Origin of the sequence: Sphingomonas sp. IW22 (assembly GCF_041321155.1) — a bacterium.
GTDB lineage: Bacteria > Pseudomonadota > Alphaproteobacteria > Sphingomonadales > Sphingomonadaceae > Sphingomonas.
Genome location: NZ_JBGGWB010000006.1, coordinates 41843 through 60279 on the forward strand (window position 1 = coordinate 41843; position 18437 = coordinate 60279).

The 18437-nt window shown below is 63.8% G+C and carries 15 protein-coding genes; 4 read left to right on the forward strand and 11 right to left on the reverse strand.

From position 1 onward, the window contains the following. Positions 1-14 precede the first annotated feature (14 nt). Both rfbD and rfbA read left to right on the forward strand, forming a co-directional pair. On the forward strand, positions 15-911 hold the full coding sequence (rfbD, locus tag ACAX61_RS16810) for a dTDP-4-dehydrorhamnose reductase (RefSeq protein ID WP_370715886.1): 897 nt from the start codon (positions 15-17) through the stop codon (positions 909-911). Further along, a complete protein-coding gene (gene rfbA, locus ACAX61_RS16815) occupies positions 908-1777 on the forward strand; it encodes a glucose-1-phosphate thymidylyltransferase RfbA (protein WP_370715887.1) in 870 nt (289 codons plus the stop codon). Before rfbD ends, rfbA begins: the two co-directional genes overlap by 4 nt. 37 nt (positions 1778-1814) lie before the next feature. Here the strand turns inward: rfbA and ACAX61_RS16820 are convergent, their stop codons facing one another. The 6 genes from ACAX61_RS16820 to ACAX61_RS16845 all read right to left on the reverse strand — a co-directional run bounded on the left by ACAX61_RS16820 (position 1815) and on the right by ACAX61_RS16845 (position 7470). Further along, positions 1815-2087: a ribbon-helix-helix domain-containing protein gene (locus tag ACAX61_RS16820; protein WP_370715888.1), complete on the reverse strand. Its 273-nt coding sequence runs from the start codon at positions 2085-2087 to the stop codon at positions 1815-1817. Continuing rightward, the gene (parA, locus tag ACAX61_RS16825; RefSeq protein WP_370715889.1) at positions 2084-2734 is read right to left on the reverse strand and encodes a ParA family partition ATPase; all 651 of its coding nucleotides are present in this window, start codon (positions 2732-2734) and stop codon (positions 2084-2086) included. Before parA ends, ACAX61_RS16820 begins: the two co-directional genes overlap by 4 nt. Before the next feature lie 134 nt (positions 2735-2868). Then, positions 2869-3765 (reverse strand): helix-turn-helix domain-containing protein, encoded by an 897-nt coding sequence (locus tag ACAX61_RS16830; protein ID WP_370715890.1) that lies wholly within the window; start codon positions 3763-3765, stop codon positions 2869-2871. A gap of 492 nt (positions 3766-4257) precedes the next feature. Beyond that, positions 4258-5253 carry a replication initiator protein A gene (locus tag ACAX61_RS16835; protein ID WP_370715891.1) on the reverse strand — a complete coding sequence of 332 codons (996 nt, stop codon included), beginning with the start codon at positions 5251-5253 and terminating at the stop codon, positions 4258-4260. A 169-nt stretch (positions 5254-5422) separates the two neighbouring features. Next, positions 5423-5806 carry a hypothetical protein gene (locus ACAX61_RS16840; protein ID WP_370715892.1) on the reverse strand — a complete coding sequence of 128 codons (384 nt, stop codon included), beginning with the start codon at positions 5804-5806 and terminating at the stop codon, positions 5423-5425. A gap of 35 nt (positions 5807-5841) precedes the next feature. Then, positions 5842-7470 (reverse strand): alpha-D-glucose phosphate-specific phosphoglucomutase, encoded by a 1629-nt coding sequence (locus ACAX61_RS16845; RefSeq protein WP_370715944.1) that lies wholly within the window; start codon positions 7468-7470, stop codon positions 5842-5844. Positions 7471-7640: 170 nt separating this feature from the next. Between ACAX61_RS16845 and ACAX61_RS16850 the strand changes: the two genes are divergently transcribed. Both ACAX61_RS16850 and ACAX61_RS16855 read left to right on the forward strand, forming a co-directional pair. After that, positions 7641-7913 carry a WGR domain-containing protein gene (locus ACAX61_RS16850; protein WP_370715893.1) on the forward strand — a complete coding sequence of 91 codons (273 nt, stop codon included), beginning with the start codon at positions 7641-7643 and terminating at the stop codon, positions 7911-7913. A gap of 92 nt (positions 7914-8005) precedes the next feature. Beyond that, positions 8006-8218, forward strand: a complete 213-nt coding sequence (locus ACAX61_RS16855) for a hypothetical protein (RefSeq protein ID WP_370715894.1) — start codon at positions 8006-8008, stop codon at positions 8216-8218. Between the two features lie 91 nt (positions 8219-8309). On the opposite strand, the gene ACAX61_RS16860 is transcribed toward ACAX61_RS16855, so the two are convergent. From ACAX61_RS16860 to ACAX61_RS16880, 5 genes are all read right to left on the reverse strand, one after another. Beyond that, positions 8310-12872 carry a Calx-beta domain-containing protein gene (locus ACAX61_RS16860; protein ID WP_370715895.1) on the reverse strand — a complete coding sequence of 1521 codons (4563 nt, stop codon included), beginning with the start codon at positions 12870-12872 and terminating at the stop codon, positions 8310-8312. A 262-nt stretch (positions 12873-13134) separates the two neighbouring features. Beyond that, complete coding sequence (locus ACAX61_RS16865) at positions 13135-14169, reverse strand: ParB/RepB/Spo0J family partition protein (protein ID WP_370715896.1); 1035 nt, start codon at positions 14167-14169, stop codon at positions 13135-13137. Then, positions 14159-15304, reverse strand: coding sequence for an AAA family ATPase (locus tag ACAX61_RS16870; RefSeq protein ID WP_370715945.1), 1146 nt, complete (start codon positions 15302-15304; stop codon positions 14159-14161). Before ACAX61_RS16870 ends, ACAX61_RS16865 begins: the two co-directional genes overlap by 11 nt. 162 nt (positions 15305-15466) lie before the next feature. Next, positions 15467-16987, reverse strand: a complete 1521-nt coding sequence (locus ACAX61_RS16875) for a lipopolysaccharide biosynthesis protein (RefSeq protein WP_370715897.1) — start codon at positions 16985-16987, stop codon at positions 15467-15469. Between the two features lie 81 nt (positions 16988-17068). Continuing rightward, complete coding sequence (locus ACAX61_RS16880) at positions 17069-18259, reverse strand: acyltransferase family protein (RefSeq protein WP_370715898.1); 1191 nt, start codon at positions 18257-18259, stop codon at positions 17069-17071. Between the last annotated feature and the right edge of the window lie 178 nt (positions 18260-18437).

Genomic DNA, 18437 nt, shown 5'->3' on the forward strand with positions numbered 1-18437 from the left:
TGCCGGAGGTGAATGTGAGCCAATCCCGCGCGATCCTGGTCACCGGTGCCGGTGGGCAATTGGGTACCGAGCTTCAGCGGTGCCGCTGGCCCCAAGGGTGGGAAGTGGTCGCGATCGACCATGACACGCTCGACCTGACCGATACCGCCGCCATCGCCGCGATGATGGCGTCACGCCAATGGGCGGCGGTGATCAACGGCGCCGCCTATACCGCCGTCGACAAGGCCGAAAGCGATGTGGTGACGGCCTGGGCCGTCAACGCCATTGCCCCCGCCGCCTTTGGTGAAGCCTGCGCCAAGGCAGGCATCCCGCTGGTTCAGGTGTCGACCGATTATGTGTTCGCCGGCGACAAGGATGGCGCGTGGGAAGTCGATGATCCCGTCGCGCCGCTCGGCGTCTATGGCGCATCGAAACTGGGCGGCGAGTTGGCGGTCAGAACATCCGGCGCGCGCCATGCGATCGTGCGGACTGCCTGGGTCGTGTCGGCGCATGGGCATAATTTCATCAAGACGATGCTGCGCGTGGGCGAAAGCCGCGACACGCTGACCGTGGTCGACGACCAGCGCGGTTCGCCCACCATCGCCGCCGATCTGGCGCAAGCATTGATGACGATTGCCGTGCGTCTGGTCGAGGATGCCGACGCCCCCACCGGCACCTTTCACTTCAGCAATGCGGGCGCGGTCAGCTGGGCCGGGTTCGCAAGCGAGATCTTCCGCCAGTCGGCCCTGCGCGGTGGTCCAAGCGCCGCCGTCACGCCGATCACCACGGCCGATTATCCCACGTCCGCCCGGCGCCCCGCCAACTCGCTGCTCAGCCATGACGCGATCCGCGCCGCATATGGCATCGAACCGCGCGACTGGCAGGCGGCACTCAGCGACGTTCTCGACGACCTTATCGGAGCAGTGAAATGAAAGGCATCATCCTGGCCGGCGGTTCCGGCACCCGGCTCCACCCAGCGACGCTGGCGGTCAACAAGCAGCTGCTGCCGATCTATGACAAACCGATGATCTATTACCCGCTCAGCGTGCTGATGCTGGCGGGCATCCGCGACATCCTGATCATCTCAAGCCCCGAATATCTGGGCAATTATCAGCGGCTGTTCGACGATGGTTCGGCGTTCGGGCTGAACATCGAATATGCCGAACAGCCCAGCCCTGACGGTCTGGCACAGGCGTTCACCATCGGCGCGGATTTCATCGGCGACGATAACGTCGCTCTGGTGCTGGGCGACAATATCTTCTTCGGCGCGCACCTGACCGACCTGTTGGCCAGCGCCGTCGAGCGCAAGAGCGGCGCGACGGTGTTCAGCTACCGCGTCGAGGACCCCGAACGTTACGGCGTGGTCGAGTTCGGTGAGGGCGGCAAGGCGATCAGCCTTGAGGAAAAGCCCGCACAGCCGAAATCGAACCATGCGGTGACGGGCCTGTATTTCTATGACAACCGCGTCGTCGAAATGGCCCGCAACCTGAAGCCGTCGGCGCGTGGCGAGCTGGAGATCACTGACCTCAACCGGCTATATATGGAAGCGGGCGACCTGTTCGTTGAACAGATGGGCCGCGGCTATGCCTGGCTCGACACGGGCACGCATGACAGCCTGCTGGAAGCGGGCGAGTTCGTCCGCACGCTCCAGCACCGGCAGGGCATCCAGATTGCGTGCCTTGAGGAAATCGCCTTTGAAATGGGCTTCATCACTGCCGAACAGGCCCGCGCCGCGGGCGAGCGGTTCAAGAAAACCGCTTATGGCCGCGCCATTCTGAACGCGGTCGAGGGTCGCTGACCCTTGGACGGGGGCGGTCCGGCGGCCGCCGCTGCCCCTATTCGCCCATCGGGCTTTCGCCATATTTCCGCAGCACATCGTTGAACGCTTCCGCCATTAGCGCCTGAAGGCTGCGGTCCTGGCGTCGGGCGAGCATGTGCATGGCCAGCGACATTTCGGGCGTGAAGAACCCGGCAATCTGCTTGCGCCCCTCACGGCTTGCCGCGCGCGGGGGACTGGCGGGGGCCGTTGGCAGCGGCGGAGATGCGTCAACGGGCGCCGGAGTGGGCGCGGCGGTGCGCAGATTGGCGAAACTGGGCTTGCGGCTCATGCGGGCACCTTGAAGCGAGGAACAGGCATGTCGAGCTGTCGACATGTCCACTTGTAAAGATCGCGTATCTCGTCGGCTGCCTTGCCCGACGGTTCGCTTTCCATGACGCTGCGCCCCTCGGCCGATGCGTGGCGATAGGCGGCGCGGTCGGGCACCAGCACCGGGCAGGGCGGCGTGCCGAAACTGTCGACCAGTTCGCCCGCTTCCGCATAGATGCGCGGCGCATTGGGGCTGCCGGCGGTGAAGACCACAAAGGCCGGCTTCTTCAACAGCTGCACCAGCTTGGCGGTCGTCTGGATGGCCGACAGGTCGAAGGCGCTGGGCCGGCACGGGATCAGCACCAGATCGGCCACCTCGACCGCGGCGCGTGCGGCACTGTCGGCATGGGGCGGCGTGTCGATGACGATAAAATCGGCCCCCTGCCCGCTGGCGGCGGCAACCTTGGCCGCCAGTCGCGGCGGCGGGCTGTCGATCACTTCCGGCGGAGCATCGTTCCGCCACGATGCCCATTGGCTGGCGGTCGCCTGGGGATCGGTATCGACGATCAACGCGACCCGCCCCGCGGCCTGCGCCGCGGCGGCAAGATGGATGGCGAGCGTCGTTTTCCCGGCCCCGCCCTTCTGGCTGATGATCGCTACTGTCGGCATGTCGTCGACCCTACATGTCGACAAGTCGAAGGTCGAGTCTCAATCGCGCATTTCCAGCATTTCCGCGCATGACAAAGGGTCATGTTTCACAATGCCCTGCCCGCTTGCTCCCGTCGGGGAGCATCGGGGCGGCGTTAGCCGACCCGTCCGACCTTTGGGAGGTCGGTGGCGATTGTTGGTGAACGTGGCGGTGGTTTCGGGCGCCATGAAGCGTGTTGGCCGACTAGGCCAACGCCGTTTGCGCTTATCCTAATGGAATTAGGTAGCGGTTGAGGATCAGAATGAGACTCGCATGATGCATCGAGCGCAGCGCCCAGCTTTGCGAGCACGCGGCCAAGCGCACCGCCGACCAGCGCCTCGGCCAGTTCGCGGCAGTTCAGCCCAGCCAGCATTGCCGCATTGGCGGCGCGGCGTTCGGTCTCTGCCACGACGACATCGTCCGGCGGCGGCGCAGGACGCAGCCAACGCGGCAGGCAGGATGCGATACGCCGGGGCAGGACCGGGCGATAGGCGTTGGAGGTCTGGGCATAGCGTGGGCTGCTCCCCTGCCCCTCCACACGCCGGAAACGGCGCTGGCGCACCAGAAAGCCCAACGCCTCAAGCACCGCTAGCGCGCGCGCGACGGTGGCACGGCCCAGGCCCGTTGCTTCGGCCAACCAGTCATAGCTAGGAAAGACGCGCCCCTGATTGAGCCGCGCCAGCGTGCAGATCTCTTCATAGACGCGCACCGCCCCGCCGGTCAGCCGGGTGAGCTGGCGCTCGGCCGCGCTCAGCGTGCGTTCGCCGCGACGCTCGATCCGGCGCAACCGCCGCCCGCTGTCCAGTGCCGCCCGCACCATGCGGGCAAGGCGATCGGTCTCGCCGCGCGCGGGCACGGCAAAGAACATCTCTTCGAACGTCCCCGCTTCGATGCTGTCGCGCCGCACGGGCGCGCCCGTCGGATGCGGGGCGCCCCTGCGCGCAGGCGCGCGGCGCACGGGGATAGACCCCAATGCCATGCGGGTCGCATCGCCAAGGCTGTGCAGTGCCATCTTCCTTCCCCCATCAGGGGCCGGGACCGGGCAAAAAAGGGGCGTGGCGCGAAACGCGCATCCTTGCGGCGATGGTCGCCCTGGGATATTGGAAAGGGACCTGAGTAGATCCGATCGACGTTTGGCGACGTCGTTCCAAAATCCTGGGATGCCCGGCCTTCGTGCCGGGCTTTCCTTTATGTGGTCACGGCCGCTCCATTTCCTTCCGGCCTTCACCGGACATTCGGTTCCCCCCGGCACGGCGCCGGAACATTCCCCGATTGTCGCTGAAAAAATCCAACATCGGAAGCGCTTACGGTTCGTGCTTTCGAGTAGGAAATGCCAAAAAAGTTCGTGCTTTCGAGTAGGAATGGCCCTTTAGATTCGTGCTTTCGAGTAGGAAATGCCTTTTCGATTCGTGCTTTTGAGTATGAATGAAAGGAGGGCACGACTCGCGCCGCCGCGAATCGGGCGGGGTGATTCGGACGTGATTCGCGCGGGCGTTTTTCCGGGCTATTCGCCGGCGATGGCCGCGGCGCCCGCATCCTCTTCGATCGCGGTGGGGCGCGGCGTGATGATGACGCTGCACGGCGTTGCGCGCCGTCCGCGCCGGGGCTGCACAGCCTCGGCAGCGTCTGTCGCCACCGTTTCCACCAGCTGCAATCGATAGCCGGGAATGGCATCGGCTACGGCGATCGCCTTCAACGCGTTACGGAAATTGGCGAGCGGGTTCTGATAGCCGATCTGAAGGCGGAACGTGGCCAGGTCGACCTCGATCGCGCCGCTGTCCCCCTCCCCTTCGCCTTCGTGCGGGCAGGTGGAGCGGGCGACCTCGTAAATGCGCCGTTCGATCGGGCCGAGCTGGAAATAGGCATTGGCATAATCCAGCACATGCCGGTCGAGCAGGATCGCACGGTACAGCCAGTCACACAGGCGAACCTTGACCGCCTTTAACCGCCGGTCGCCGGTTTTGGTCTTGGAATAATGCAGCCTTGCTTCCGACAGCCATGAAAAGAAGCCCTCCTCACCCTCGCCGCCGGCTTCGATATTGGTCTTGATCTGTGTGCCTTGCAGCCGCTCCAGCGCTTCCGACAGGCGTGAATAGGAACGCGCCGAATGATTGCTGCCCGTCACGCTGAACAGATCATGGGCGGTAAAGACGAAATCCTGCTGCACCGTCTCGCCCGCCTCGATCTTCGCTGCCATCAGGCTGGCGATATAAAGCACGATTTCCTTGTCATAAATCGTTGCCACCCCGTTGGCCGATGGGCGCACCTCGATCATCACCCGGTCGTGATTATAGGTCAGCGGCTTCATCCAGCGATGTTTGGACAGCGCGAAAAAGGGAAAGGCCGCCAGCGAGCGTTCACCCCGGATTTCGCCGTAAAGCGGGCTGTCCAGACGGAACAGCTCCCCCTGTGGCACGGCGGCCGCACCAATGCGCCGCCGCGGCGATGCAGAGGGCGTCGAGGTGCCGGAAGCGGGGGTAGATGGGGTGGAACGGCTCATCGCAGTTTTCTACTCAAAAGCACGAACTTTGCGGCGTTCGCGGGGGTCTTACAAGGGTACAGTCCGCAAGGGCGTGGGGCAATTCGTGCTTTTAGGTATAAATTGGCCGGGTGGCCTGCCCTGCCTCGCAACGGAAACGCCCGCCGCTCAAATGTCGACACGTCGACGATCAGACGCGCGGGCGGTCGCGCACCGCCATCGGGCGCAGCCGCACGGCCAGGCTGATGACCAGCGGCCAGAACAGGGTGTTGCCGATATCGGCCAGCGTGTCGTCCACGCGCAGCCCGTAATGTAGATAATCGAGTAGTTCATTGGCCAATTCGGCCACGACGACCGCGGCGAACGGAATGAAGCTGCCCAGCGACCGTCCGGTCGCAATCCGGACAAGCAACAGGATCGCCATCCCGGCGTGAATATGCAGGATCGCGTCGGGCAATCCGGTGCCGTCGCCGATCCACAGGATCCATTCGTGATAAATGCCGGGAATATCCATGCCCGCGCCAATGACGGCGCGGGCACAGGAAGCAAGTGGAATATCGCAAATGTTCGACATGTCGACATTCATACAAGACGACATGTCGGTGCCGGTCAGGTGATGACGCTGGGTTCGTCCATGCCGGTGTGGCGGGTGATTCCGGCCAGCGCATCCGCCGCCTGGATCAGGGGCGCCAGCGCGTCCGCCGTCTCCAGCGCCAGTTCGCCATCGGCACCGACATAGCGTTCCAGATAGACGCGCAGCGTCGCGCCTTGCGTGCCGGTGCCCGACAGGCGGAACACCACGCGCGATCCGTCGGCAAAGCCGATGCGGATACCCTGATGCGCGCTGACCGAACCATCGGTGGGATCGGTATAGCTGAAATCGTCGGCGGTACTGACCGCGCCCGCAGCCGTTTCGCGGCCGGGCAGGGTGGGGAGGGCGCCGCGCAGTTCCGCCATCAGCGCGTCAGCGCGTTCGGTGGCGATCCCTTCATAATCGTGGCGCGCATAGTAATTGCGGCCATATCGCGCCCAATGCTCGGCCATGATCTCGGTTACGGGCTGACGCCGCACAGCCAGGATGTTGAGCCACAGCAGCACTGCCCACAGCCCGTCCTTTTCGCGGACATGGTCGGACCCGGTGCCCGCACTTTCCTCCCCGCAAATTGTCGCCATGCCGGCGTCGAGCAGGTTGCCGAAGAACTTCCAGCCCGTCGGCGTCTCGTACAGCGGGATGCCCAGCGCCTGCGCCACCCGGTCGGCAGCGCCGCTGGTCGGCATCGACCGCGCAATGCCCTTCAGCCCGCGGGCATAGCCGGGCGCCAGATGCGCGTTCGCCGCCAGCACTGCCAGCGAGTCCGATGGCGTAACATATTGATGCCGACCGATAATCAGGTTGCGGTCGCCGTCGCCATCGGACGCGGCACCGAAATCGGGACCCTCCTCGGCCATTAACCGCTCATACAGGTCGCGGGCATGGACCAGATTGGGATCGGGATGGTGGTGGCCGAAGTCGGGCAGGGGGGTACCGTTCACCACCGTCCCCGCAGGCGCGCCCAGGCGACGCTCAAGGATTTCGGTCGCATAGGGGCCGGTAACCGCGCTCATCGCATCGAAGCTCAGCGTGAAGCCGCCCGCGAACAGCGCACGGATCGCGTCGAAATCGAACAGCGTCTCCATCAGATCGGCATAATCGGCGACGGGATCGATCACCTCGACCGTCATCTCGCCCAGCATCTGCGTGCCCAGCTGGTCGAGGTCGATATCGGGCGTGTCAAGCGTCCGATATTCGCTGATTTCCAGCGTGCGCGCATGGATGGCGGCGGTGACGCCCTCAGGCGCGGGGCCGCCATTGCCGATATTATATTTGATGCCGAAATCCTCGTCCGGCCCGCCGGGATTGTGGCTGGCCGACAGGATCAGCCCGCCAAAGGCCCCCGATTTGCGGATGACGTGGCTGGCCGCCGGGGTCGACAGGATGCCGCCTTGCCCCACCAGCACCCGACCAAAGCCATTGGCGGCGGCGATCCGCAGCATGGTCTGGATCACTTCGCGGTTCAGATAGCGTCCGTCGCCACCGACCACTAGGGTCTGCCCGGCGAACCCGTCCAGACTGTCGAACACCGACTGGACGAAATTGGCGGCATAATGCGGCTGCTGGAAGACACGCACCTTTTTGCGAAGGCCCGATGTGCCGGGCTTTTGATCGGGATACGGCGTAGTCGCGACGGTCTGGATCATCATGGCCCCCTTGATGGACGGCGCTGGTGCTGCCCGATCGCGCTTTGCGGCGCAACATCGGATCGGTACCGATTTGCCCGTCCGACTGATCGAGCCGTTGAATCAATCGGCAGCGAATTGATTCAGACAAGTCGTCGGACGGTTGGGGTGCGACCGTTTATTGTTGCGCCATGATGCTGCCCTTCGATCCCATCGAGCTGGTCGCCGTTGATCCGGCGCGCAACATCCACCGGCGCTGGCGCGTGTCGGCGGGGCGCGATCTGTTTGGGTGCATCGTCATCCGCACCGAATGGGGCCGCGTGGGCGCGGGCGGGCGGTCCTTGCTGCGCAGTTTCGGGGATGAGGGCGAAGCGGCAGCCTATGTCCGCACGCTGCTGCGCCGTCGGGCCGGAGCGGTACGGCGGATTGGCACACCCTATCGCCCGGCGGCCCTGCCTCTCTAACGTGGCAGGCAATTAGTCCCGCTTAACATTGTGTTGGACATCATTAACGTTATCGTAGGCATCTGTCTGCAACCGTTGCTTCGGAGGTCGCGATGCTTGAGAAACTCGTCCAGATTGTTGAAAGCGTCGAGCTGATGGGTGGCGATCCGGTCAGCGAAATCCTGGCCCCCAGCGAAATCAGGGCGATTGCAGAGGCGCTGCTGGATGCTGGCTTTCAACTGTCGGCGGATGGCGCGGGCGCTGGCGCCACGCCCTCATGGCTGGCGGCGATACCGCCGCATATGCGGGACTGTTTCCACGCATAAGAGCGGCGCGCAGGCCGGGATTACCCGAACCTGCCCGCCCCTTAAAATGCCCGGTGCCGATCCCGGAACCAGGACCGGCTGCCTATAACCGTCATTCGCCGATGAAGTCGGCCACACCCGCCGCCGAACCGACGCGGCTATAGATGAAATAGACCGCGTCATCCTGTTCAACCACACCGTCGAACTCAAGCGAGCGGATGGTGGCGCCGGTCTCGCTGCGGATCGTGACGGTGCTGCCATCGGCCAGGTCGAGGATGCGGTTGCGGCCGAATTCGATCGTGGTGTCTTCGTTGGAATCGAAGATCGCCATGCGCGTGACCAGAATATCGGTCCGGCCGAAATCCAGGATCGTGTCGCGCCCGGTCGCCGCCCGGTTGTCGAACAGGAAAATGTTGCCGTCCGCGCCGCCACGGAGCTGGTCGTTGCCCAGTCCTCCCTCGATCAGGTCGCGTCCGGCAGCGCCGTTGATGACATCGTCACCGCCAAGACCGCGCAGCACATCGCCCTCCCCCGTGCCCGTCAGGGTTTCGGCAAAGTCGCGGAAGTCGAACTGGGCAAGCGCCGGGTCATGGTCCGACAGCGCAGGATTGTCCCCGCCTTGCGAATTATAGCCAGTGTTGATGTGGACGACGTCATATTCGGCCACCGCGCCTAGTTGCTGGTCGACCAGAACATGGTCGATCGCCTGCGTCCGGCCGTCGAACGTATAGGTATAGCGTTCGGCCTCGCTCAGTTCGGTGACCGTCAGATTGTCGAACCGTGCGCCGCCGACCCGAGCATTCCCATCGGCATCGACATGGCCGGTCGCCACTTCCAGCGGACGATAGAAATAGAAGTCGTTGAAATCGCCACCGGCAATGATGCGATTGCCGCTGTCGTCGCCCTGAATGGTGTCGAGCATCGCCCACAGATCCTCAGCAATCTCGTTGCGCTCGGCCCAACCGTTATTTTCCGGATCGCCCGCCGTCAGATCCTGGTCGAACTGCCAGAACTGCCCGCTGCCGCCCTTTGACGGCAAGTGGTTGGCGGTCACGAACACGTCGTTGCCGTTGAAAGTGAACTGTGCCAGCAGCGACTTGCGCGTGTTGGTCCAGTCGCTTGCGGCGATCTGGCCGGCAATCATGCTGTCGTCATAGACAATGCGATCGCCCGCATCGCGTGTGCCGTCGCCGATCCGGTCGGTGAACTCGCGCCGTTCCTCGATCGTGGCGTCCGCCGCCAGATCGCCCAGCTGCACCCGGTTGGTGTTGTATAGGAAGCCGACACGGATATTGCCGCTCTGCTGCCCGCCCTCTGCGTTGTAATCGGGCAGCTCGTCGACCCACTGGTAACGCTCACCCGTGGCGGCGTTCAGCGCGTCGACCAGCATCTGCCAGCTTTGCGACGCGTCGGTGCCGGTCGGGAACGTGCCGTCACCACCCGCAGCGCCGTTATTGTCCTGGATCTCCTCGATCGACAGGATGTCGGGAGCGTTCAGATTGACGGCAATCGCCTCCGCAATGTCCGCGAACCGGGCGGCGCCGTCGGTGGGGTCCAGATTTTCGACATTGAATGTCGCAAAGCTCAGCGCGCGCTCGTCCTTGGCAATCGTCGTCGTCTCACGCTCGGGCGTCACATCCTCGATCGGCGTCACGGGTTCGGTCACGAACAGCTTGAGGTCGGTGAAGTCGAAGTCGAGAATGCCCGTCACGTCCCCAAGCCGGTCGCCCATCGACGCGCTGTCGACCAGCCCCGCCGGAGCGCCGGTGGCGAAATCGCTGAAGTCGAGTTCGATCACGTCCGGATTGACATCGCCATCATGCAGATAGCTGCCCCCGGCGCGCGTATCGTCCAGCGAGCTGTCGGTATCGGGCGGCGACAGCGGCGGATCACCGGCGATGGTATAGCCGCCGCGATCGTTGATCTGGTCGGCATTGGCGTGAACGGTCGAATAGGCCTTGAGAAAGGGATCGCCGCCCGACAGGCTGACGAAACCGTCGGCCACCACCATGTCGGGAATGGTGACGCGCATTCCTTCGACCGTTTCTAAGAAATCCAGCGCATCCTGACCCGGATCGAAAGCGCCGTCGGCATCGTCGGCGCTATCAAGGTAATCGGGCGTCTCGCTGGTCAGCACCGCATTGGGGATGGCGCGGCCCGCCGTTCCGTCCAGCACATATTCGGGCAGCACATTGCCGCTGGACACAATGCTGTAGCCCAGCGTGTTGACCAGCATGGTGCGCGGCAGATTGCCGAACGACTGATATTCCATCACCCGCGCGCTGACCGTCACCAAATCGCCAACCTGAAGATCGGGCGCGAAGCCGGACAGCGCGGTGCCGGCGTTGCGATCGTCGCGGGTCATGACGAAGATACCCTCGGACGTCAGCGCACTGGCATCCCAGTCGGCGTTTTCCTCCATCAGGTAGAAGCCCTGACGCGTACCGCTGGCATCGAGCGCGGTGACGACCGCCTGCACCGTGACGATTGTCGTCGACGCGCTGTTGAACGCGAAATTGCCCTCGGCGGCCAGCACGGCGCTGAAATGCGCGCTACCCTGCACATCGCTGATGCGAAAGAAATCGTCGCTCAGGATCGTGCCTGTGCCGGTGCCGTCGGCGATGGTCGCGCCGTCGCTGGCGCCCGACAGGTTGACGAGAAACGCCTCGTCCCCTTCCCTGTGGGTATCGCCATTCACGACGATCTCGACAGTGGCGCTGGTCTGCCCTTCGGCGAACTGCACCGTCCCGGCGGTCGCGACATAATCGCTGCCCGCGGCGGCGGTGCCGTCGGCGGTCTGATATTCGACCGAAACGGCGCTGGTGCCGCCGGTGCGCGTGATGGTGATGGTCGCGATCGTCTGACCGTCATTCCCCTCGACCACGCTGGCGTCGCCGATCGACAGGCTGGCGGGCAGGCCGTCGTCGTTACGGATGGTCGCCTGACCCTGGGCATCGTCGGTGATGGCCCCATCGGTCGCGTCCGACAGGTTCAGGAAGAAAGTCTCGTCACCTTCGGTCACGGTATCGCCAAACACCTGCACTTCGACGCGAGCAGTCGCCTGACCGGCTTCAAACCGGATGGTGCCGCTGGCGGCGACATAGTCGTCGCCCTCCGTGGCGGTGCCCGATGCCGTGGCGTAATCGAGGCTGAAGGCCTCCTCCCCGCCCGAACGCACGATGGTGAAGGCCAGCACGCGGGCGCCGCCATTACCCTCGGCAATGCTGACGTCGCTGATGCTGACGCGTGGCGTCGGCGCGATGAAGCTCTGTCCCGCATTCACGCTGCCAGGCGTGTCGTCGGTGATCAGCGCCCAGCTGAAGTCGCTCGCCTGGGTGCCGGTGCCGACGCGCCCGATCGAGGTGCCGGTCTGCGTACCGTCTTCCGACACGCCAACATCGACACTGGTCTGCCCTGCGGCGGGACCGTTGGCGGCCGTGAAGCTGCCTTCATAGGTGATGAATTCCGCGACGCGGCCATCGGGGCGGACCAGCGCGATCCCGTCCGGTTCGGTACCCGCGGCATTGCCGTTCTGAAGCCCGTTGGCGGGATAGGACACGCTGATCGTGCCAAAGCCGCTGGCTTCGTCGGCAATGATCCCGGACAGCGTCACCGCGCTGCCATAGGTGCCGAGCTGGGCCGGATTGCCGTTATACAGGACGATCTGCCACCCGGTCAGGTCGGTGCCCGCCGCCCCGGCAATTTCGACGAACTCACCGGTATCGGTGCCGCCATTGTCGTAATGAAATTCATTGATGAACGGATCGCTGGGTGCTGCCGCCACATCGTCATTGGCGATAATGCCCGTGGCTTCCGCGCGGTCGATGGTCGAACCGCCGGTCGCGTTGAACAGCGACAGCGTCATGGTTTCATTGCCCTCGACGACGGTGTCGCCCGCCACTTCGATCGTAACCATCCGCTGCGTTACGCCATCACCAAACGACAGCGTGCCGAACGGCAGCGCGGCGGCCAAGTCATCATTCTGCGCGGTCCCGGTCGCTGCAACGAAATCGACCGTGACGTTGCCGCTGCTGCCGCCCAGACGGTCGATGGTGAAGGTCATCAGCGTGACGCCGTCATTGCCTTCCTCAATAATGACATCGGCGACAGTGAAGCTGCCCGGCGCACCGGTCGAGACGTTGAAATTGGCCGGATAGGTGACGCCAGCTACATCGTTTTGCGTCCAGTTAACCGGGTCGGCGATCGCGGCCCGGATCTCGGCCGGCGTGCCGTCCAGCGGGCCGGTATAGGCGGCATTGTCGGCCCCGAACGCCAGCGCGTCGACCCCAGCGGTCAGACCGGTGGGCACCGCGCTGGTATTGGAATTGGTGGCATCGCCGGCAAAGCTGCCATTGCCATCGGCGAAATCGACCGCGAACAGAAATTCCGGGGCCGATGCCTCGCCGGTATAGGCTAAGATCTGATCGCCGCTGCCCGACGGATTGAACTGTCCGGTCAGGCCCGAAATCGCGATGACGGTGCCGACCGGCGTCCCTTCGGGCAAGACATATTCGAGCGTGCCTTCATTGGCGCGAAAGCCGCCTGCGGCCGTCCAGCCATTATCGGTGAAACGGATCGTCTCGCCGCCCAGATCGGCCAGCACGACAAAGGCGAACGACTTGACCCCGGTGTCGGCGCCAAAGCCAACGATCGCGATATCCCCACGCTGAACCACGATTTCATTCCCCTGTTTTGCCGCCCGTCATAGCGATGTCGCGGTGCGGCTTCAGGCGCTAGGCCGAGGACGTGACGATTTTGTTATGATTTGGTTAACCCTGGCTACCCGGGGCGTGGGCAAGCCGGGCCGGCGGAGACGAATGGTCCATATCAGGACGAGGAGATGCGCCGTTTTGTCAGCTGCACGCTTCTTACGCCCCGTTTGCGGTCGGCAATGTTTCCCCGGGAAACCTTTCGGATGTTTCCCCGGGGAAACCGTTTCAGTTAAGCGGGTGGCCGTCGCTGTCGAGCCGGGTCAGCAATGCACGGAACATGGCCGACAGATCGTCCGCGCCAAGGCCAGATCCACGGTGCAGCCGGATCGTCACGCCCTGTCGATTGATCACCTGCACCGATATGGCGGGGCGGCCATCGGCGCCATCGTGGCGATATCGGGTGAACGGATCGCTGCGGTCCTGCTTGGGCGCATCGAGCAGTCGGCGGACGACATCGGCGGCGGGGAGGGGAGGCAATCCGCCGGTGACGCGCTGTTTCTGTTCGTGGGCGATCCGTCCGGCCTCTGCCGGGATGGTGCCCGTGTCGTCATGGTCCAGCGCCTGCACCAGTGTATAGCCGGGCTTCAACTGGACATCGGCGGGCGACGCAAAAGCGGCGATGACCGCATCGGGCAGGGTAGCAACGCGCAGCATCTTGGACAGCCATCCCTTCGACACGTTCAGTCGTTCGGCCATGCGCGCCTGATGATTGCCGTAATGCACTCGCAACGCCTCTGCATAATTGCGTGCGCGTTCAAGGTCGGACACATCACGGCGTGCGCGGTTTTCAAGGTCGGCCAGACGAAACGCGGCCTCGTCGTCCAGATTGGCGACCTGGGCCACGAATTGCATGTCGGGATAGCTGTTGGCGCGCAGCCAGCGGATCGACCACAGCCGGCGGGTGCCTGCGATCACTTCATAGTCATGATCAGGGTCGCCATCGATCCGTCGGACGACGGCGGGCACCTTCTGCCCGCCCTCTGCGATGATCGAGCGGATCAGCTCGCCGCAATTCTCGGCCGACAGATACGCGTTGCTGCGGGCATTGCCCCGCCAGACGCGGACGCGCGCGGGATCGAGCAGCAATTGCGTCACCTGCCGCACCTCACCCGACGCCACCCGCGCCAGTGCCGATTCACGGCTGAGCAGCGTCGTTGCGCGGGTCCGTTCCGGCGCGGGGGCAGGGGGGTCGCACGACCGTTCGCCTTCGCCCTCATCCGCCAGCAGCGCGGCGAGATAGTCGGATTGCTTACGCGGCATGGACCAGCTCCTCTTCGCTGCTCGGCTCGACCCGACCCCAGCCTTGGCGGACCAGCTGTTCGACCTGCCGCATCGCTTCGTCCAGATTGGCGCGGCAGCGTTTGTGCGTACGCGGGGTGCCGATCGGCTTTTCAAGCTCATAAACCGTCATCATCCGCATCGCCGCATGGCTGATTTCGGCCGATTCCAGAATCGGCACCGGCAACAGCGCTGGACCAAAGCTCTGCTCCAGGATCGCCCGCACCATCGCATGGCTGGGATCATTGCCGTCGAACTTGGAACAGATCAGCCGCACGAATTGATAATCGACCGTGATTCCGGCCTGTGTCAGTTGCTGGAGCACCTGTTCCATCATCGACAGGAACTGCACCGTCGAACAGAAATCGGGCGTGGTCGCAGCCAGCGGGACCAGCAGCGCATTGGCCGCCTGCATCACTGCCAGGCTGATCGTGCCCAGCGCTGGCGGCGGGTCCAGCAGCACCACGTCGTAATCGGCGGCAAGGTCGATCAGACCCTGTTTCAGCTTGCGAAACCGCGCGGCCAGCACCGACCCGACCTCGCTTCCCGCCGCGGCCAGTTCATATTCGACATCGAACAGCTCAAGGTTGGACGGGATCAGGTCGACATTGGGCCACGGCGTCGATTTGACCGCATAATGCAGATCTATCTCGGTTGGGTCGATCGACAGATAGGGATACAGCGTTTCTGCACGCGTGATGTTGAAATGCGGGTTGAAGCCGAACAGCGTCGTCGTCGTCGCCTGGCTGTCGCAATCGACCACGAGCACGCGATAGCCCTGCACCGCCAAATAATGCGCCAAGTGCGTGGTTACGGTCGATTTGCCAACCCCGCCCTTGAAGTTCTGGACCGCGATGATCGCTGTCTGATCGCCGGATGCACGAGCGGGGGAAGCGCCCAGCACCGCGCGCATATGCTGCAGTTCGGCCACTGTATAGCCCATGCGGCGGCCGCTTACCGATGCCGGGGCAGGGGGCAAGCGCCCATCTTCCTCCGCCATGCGGATGCGGTTGGTAGAACAGCCCAGCAATTGCGCGGCCTCGGCAATACCGAACCGGATATGCAGGCTCTTGCGGCTTTCAGGCAGAAACGCCTTGCGCCGCAGTCGTTCGATCATCCGCTCGCCTGCACTGGCCAGATCGCTAATCTGGTTGAGAACTTCTGCCACGATGTCTCCCGAATGAAGCAGTTTTCGAGTTTCGATAGGCAGTGTGGTTCAATTGCGCAATGCTGCGGATCAAGGTCATGCATCCAGCCCGTGTGGCCGATGGCGCTGCAATCAGCTCGGTGCGCGTGCGCTGCGTCGTGCGACGATGCCGCGCAGTAGCGAAAACGTTTCCTCCAGCGTGCGTCGGCCCGAGGGGCGTGTCATCAGCATCGCGCCATAGGCCAGATAACCCAGCGTCACGGCAAGCAGCAGGCCGATAAGCGTGCGCGGCGCCACGGTGCCTGTGGCCAGCATGACGACGCCGGCGACGCTGCCCGCCAGGACAAAGGGTGAGGCGAGGTGAATCAGGTCCCGGGTCAATACCGGTCCCCGGCTGCCGGCTAGACGCCAGACCAGCGGCAGGCGGACGAAAATGTCGCTCAACGCATAAGCCGCCGCCACCCCCTCTGCCCCCCATGGCAGACCCGCCGCGAACGCCACCGCGCAACTGGCGGCGTTGAAGATGCCCCATCGGCCGAATTGACCCGTCCGGCTCTGGCTGATGAACAGCCAGCCCAGCGTTACCGTAAGCGGTTGGTGCAATGATGCCAGCGCCAGCCACCGGAAGATATCGACCGCGCCCGACCATTGCGCGCCCAGCATTAGTGGAATGGCGACATCTGCCCAGATCAACAGGCACAGGATACCTGGCAGCGTCAGCAACAAGATCTGCCCCACCGTCCGCGAATAGGCGGAACGGTAGCGTTCCGGCTCGTCCAACAGTCGCGACAGGGTCGGCACCATGACGCGCTGCAATGGCCATGTGATTTGCTGCAACGGGAACAGCAAAAGCTTGTACGCCCGGTCATACAGGCCAAGCGGTCCAGGCCCGTGGAAGCGACCGATCAGGATGTTGTCGAGGTTGCGGGCAAAGAAGTTGGTCAGGTTGAACGTGGTCAGCCCGCCGCCGAAACGCAGCATCGTCCAGACGCTGCGGACATGCGCTGGTCGGCCCGGACGCCAGCCCGACACCATCCACGCGCCTACCAGCGACGCCAGCGCGCTGGCCAGCGCATTGGCGACCAGCGCCCACGGACTGGGGTCGAACCATGCCCAAACAATCGCGGCGACCAGCCCGACGATAGCGGTCGCCATATCGACCAGCGCCAGCCCGCCGAAACGCATCATGCGCGTCGCCATCGCCAGATGCTGGGCGCCCAGTCCGGTTGTGAAGATCGCGACCGCAAGCGCCGTGACAATGGGGGTCAGTTCGTTCGCGTTGTAGAAAATGGCAGCTAGCGGAGAACAAAGCATCAGGATCAACATCAGCACGAACGACAACACCGCGTTGATCCAGAACATCGTGCTGGCCTGTCGATAGGTCAGCTCGCGGCTGACCACCACTGCCTGCGACAGCCCCAAATTCTGAGCCATGCTGGCAAAGGCGATGAGCGGGGACGCCATTGCCACGAGACCAAAATCCCGCGGCGACAGAAAGCGCGACAGCACCACCACCGAAGCGATCTGGACGGTCAGCTTCACGCCCTGCGCCGCGCCCGACATCATTGCTCCGCGCACGGCGCGCGCGCCCAGCCCCCCCGTGGCGTTGTCACGGGGAACGATATCGTCGGGCCGGCTATTCCCCTTTGCCATACAGGCCGCCTAGCCGCTCGAGGCGCGTTTGAAAATGCGCGAACGCATCCGGGCCAGGCTCAATCGCCGCCTGACAGCCGCTTATGGTGCGTCGGTGCTTTGCGGGCGCAGGCCGCCGGGGCCGGTCTGCCCCACGGCCACCTTGCGGGCCACGCGGTTCAGCATGCCCACCCACCACAAATCGAGCCGCGACAGCCACAATGCCATCAGGCCCGTTGCCAACAACGTTGCCAACGCAGCAAGACCGACACCAATCAGATTATAGCCCATGGCCAGCACCACCGCGCTGGCCAGCGACCCGATCACCGGGACGTGCAGGACATAGATGGCGAACGACAGCTGCCCCAGCTTGCGCGCACGCGGCCAGTCCGGTGCCTGCTCACGACGCCAGCGATGCACGCCCAGAAATACCAGTACCGCGCCCACGCCGTGGATCAGCCAGTCCATGCGCAGCACATGAACACCGATCTGCGGATCGGTGGCCATTTCTTCCGGGAAAGGCTTGTAGGTCGATCCAATCGCCAGCCCGAGTAAGATCAGCGTCGCCGCCACATGCGGCGGAAAGCGGATGGGAGAGCCGCGCAGGTATTTGGTTAGCAGCACCGTCACCGCGCAAATGGAGCAAAGGGAGTGTAGCGGCAGCGCCAGCAAGGCAATCAATCCAGTTGCGGCCACATCGAATAATGGGCGCCGCTCTCCGGCGATCACCAGCGCCGTGGACAGCGCAATCAAGCTGCCCAGCAATTCATAGCGCATGGTCCACAAGACCGAATTATATTGGCTCAACCCTTGTGCGAACAAGCGGATGCTGTCGGCCGCGCCACCGACGATCGAGGGATCCGGCCAGTTATTGCTGATCTTGACCCCGCCGCTATTGGCCAGCCACGATGAACCGTTAAGTGCTGATGCCTCGACATTCATCATCCATCCGGCTGCGAACAGTAGCGCGGGCAGCATCGCTCCCACGAATGTCATCGGGAACAGGCGGGGAAACCGCTTGGTCATTGCCACCAGCGTCGGCACCGTTACCCGTGCTTCGACCAGCCTGACCGTCAGCGCAAAACTGGACAGCACGAAGAAGATCGTGACCATGAACGGTCCATTGACCAGCGCCAGCACGAACGGGCGCTCGACCGCGATGCCCATCACATCGGCGAACAACGGCATTTGCGACGGAGGCAGGAATGCACGCAGGAAATGATAAATCACTACAGCGACTGCAGCCAGACCGCGCAGCAATTCAAGGTCATCGTAGCGCGTCGGCCTGTTCATTTACGGCACTCCTGCCGGATGATCAAAGATGGTCTTATTAACGACACATGTTTGACTGTCACGCGCAAAAGCGACGGCCTGTGATCCACGAACGTCGTCAAACATAACGGTCGCAAAACAAGCCTCGATTTGCGTCCGATATTCCCGTTTTGGTACCCGTATCGCAGGGAACCCAACG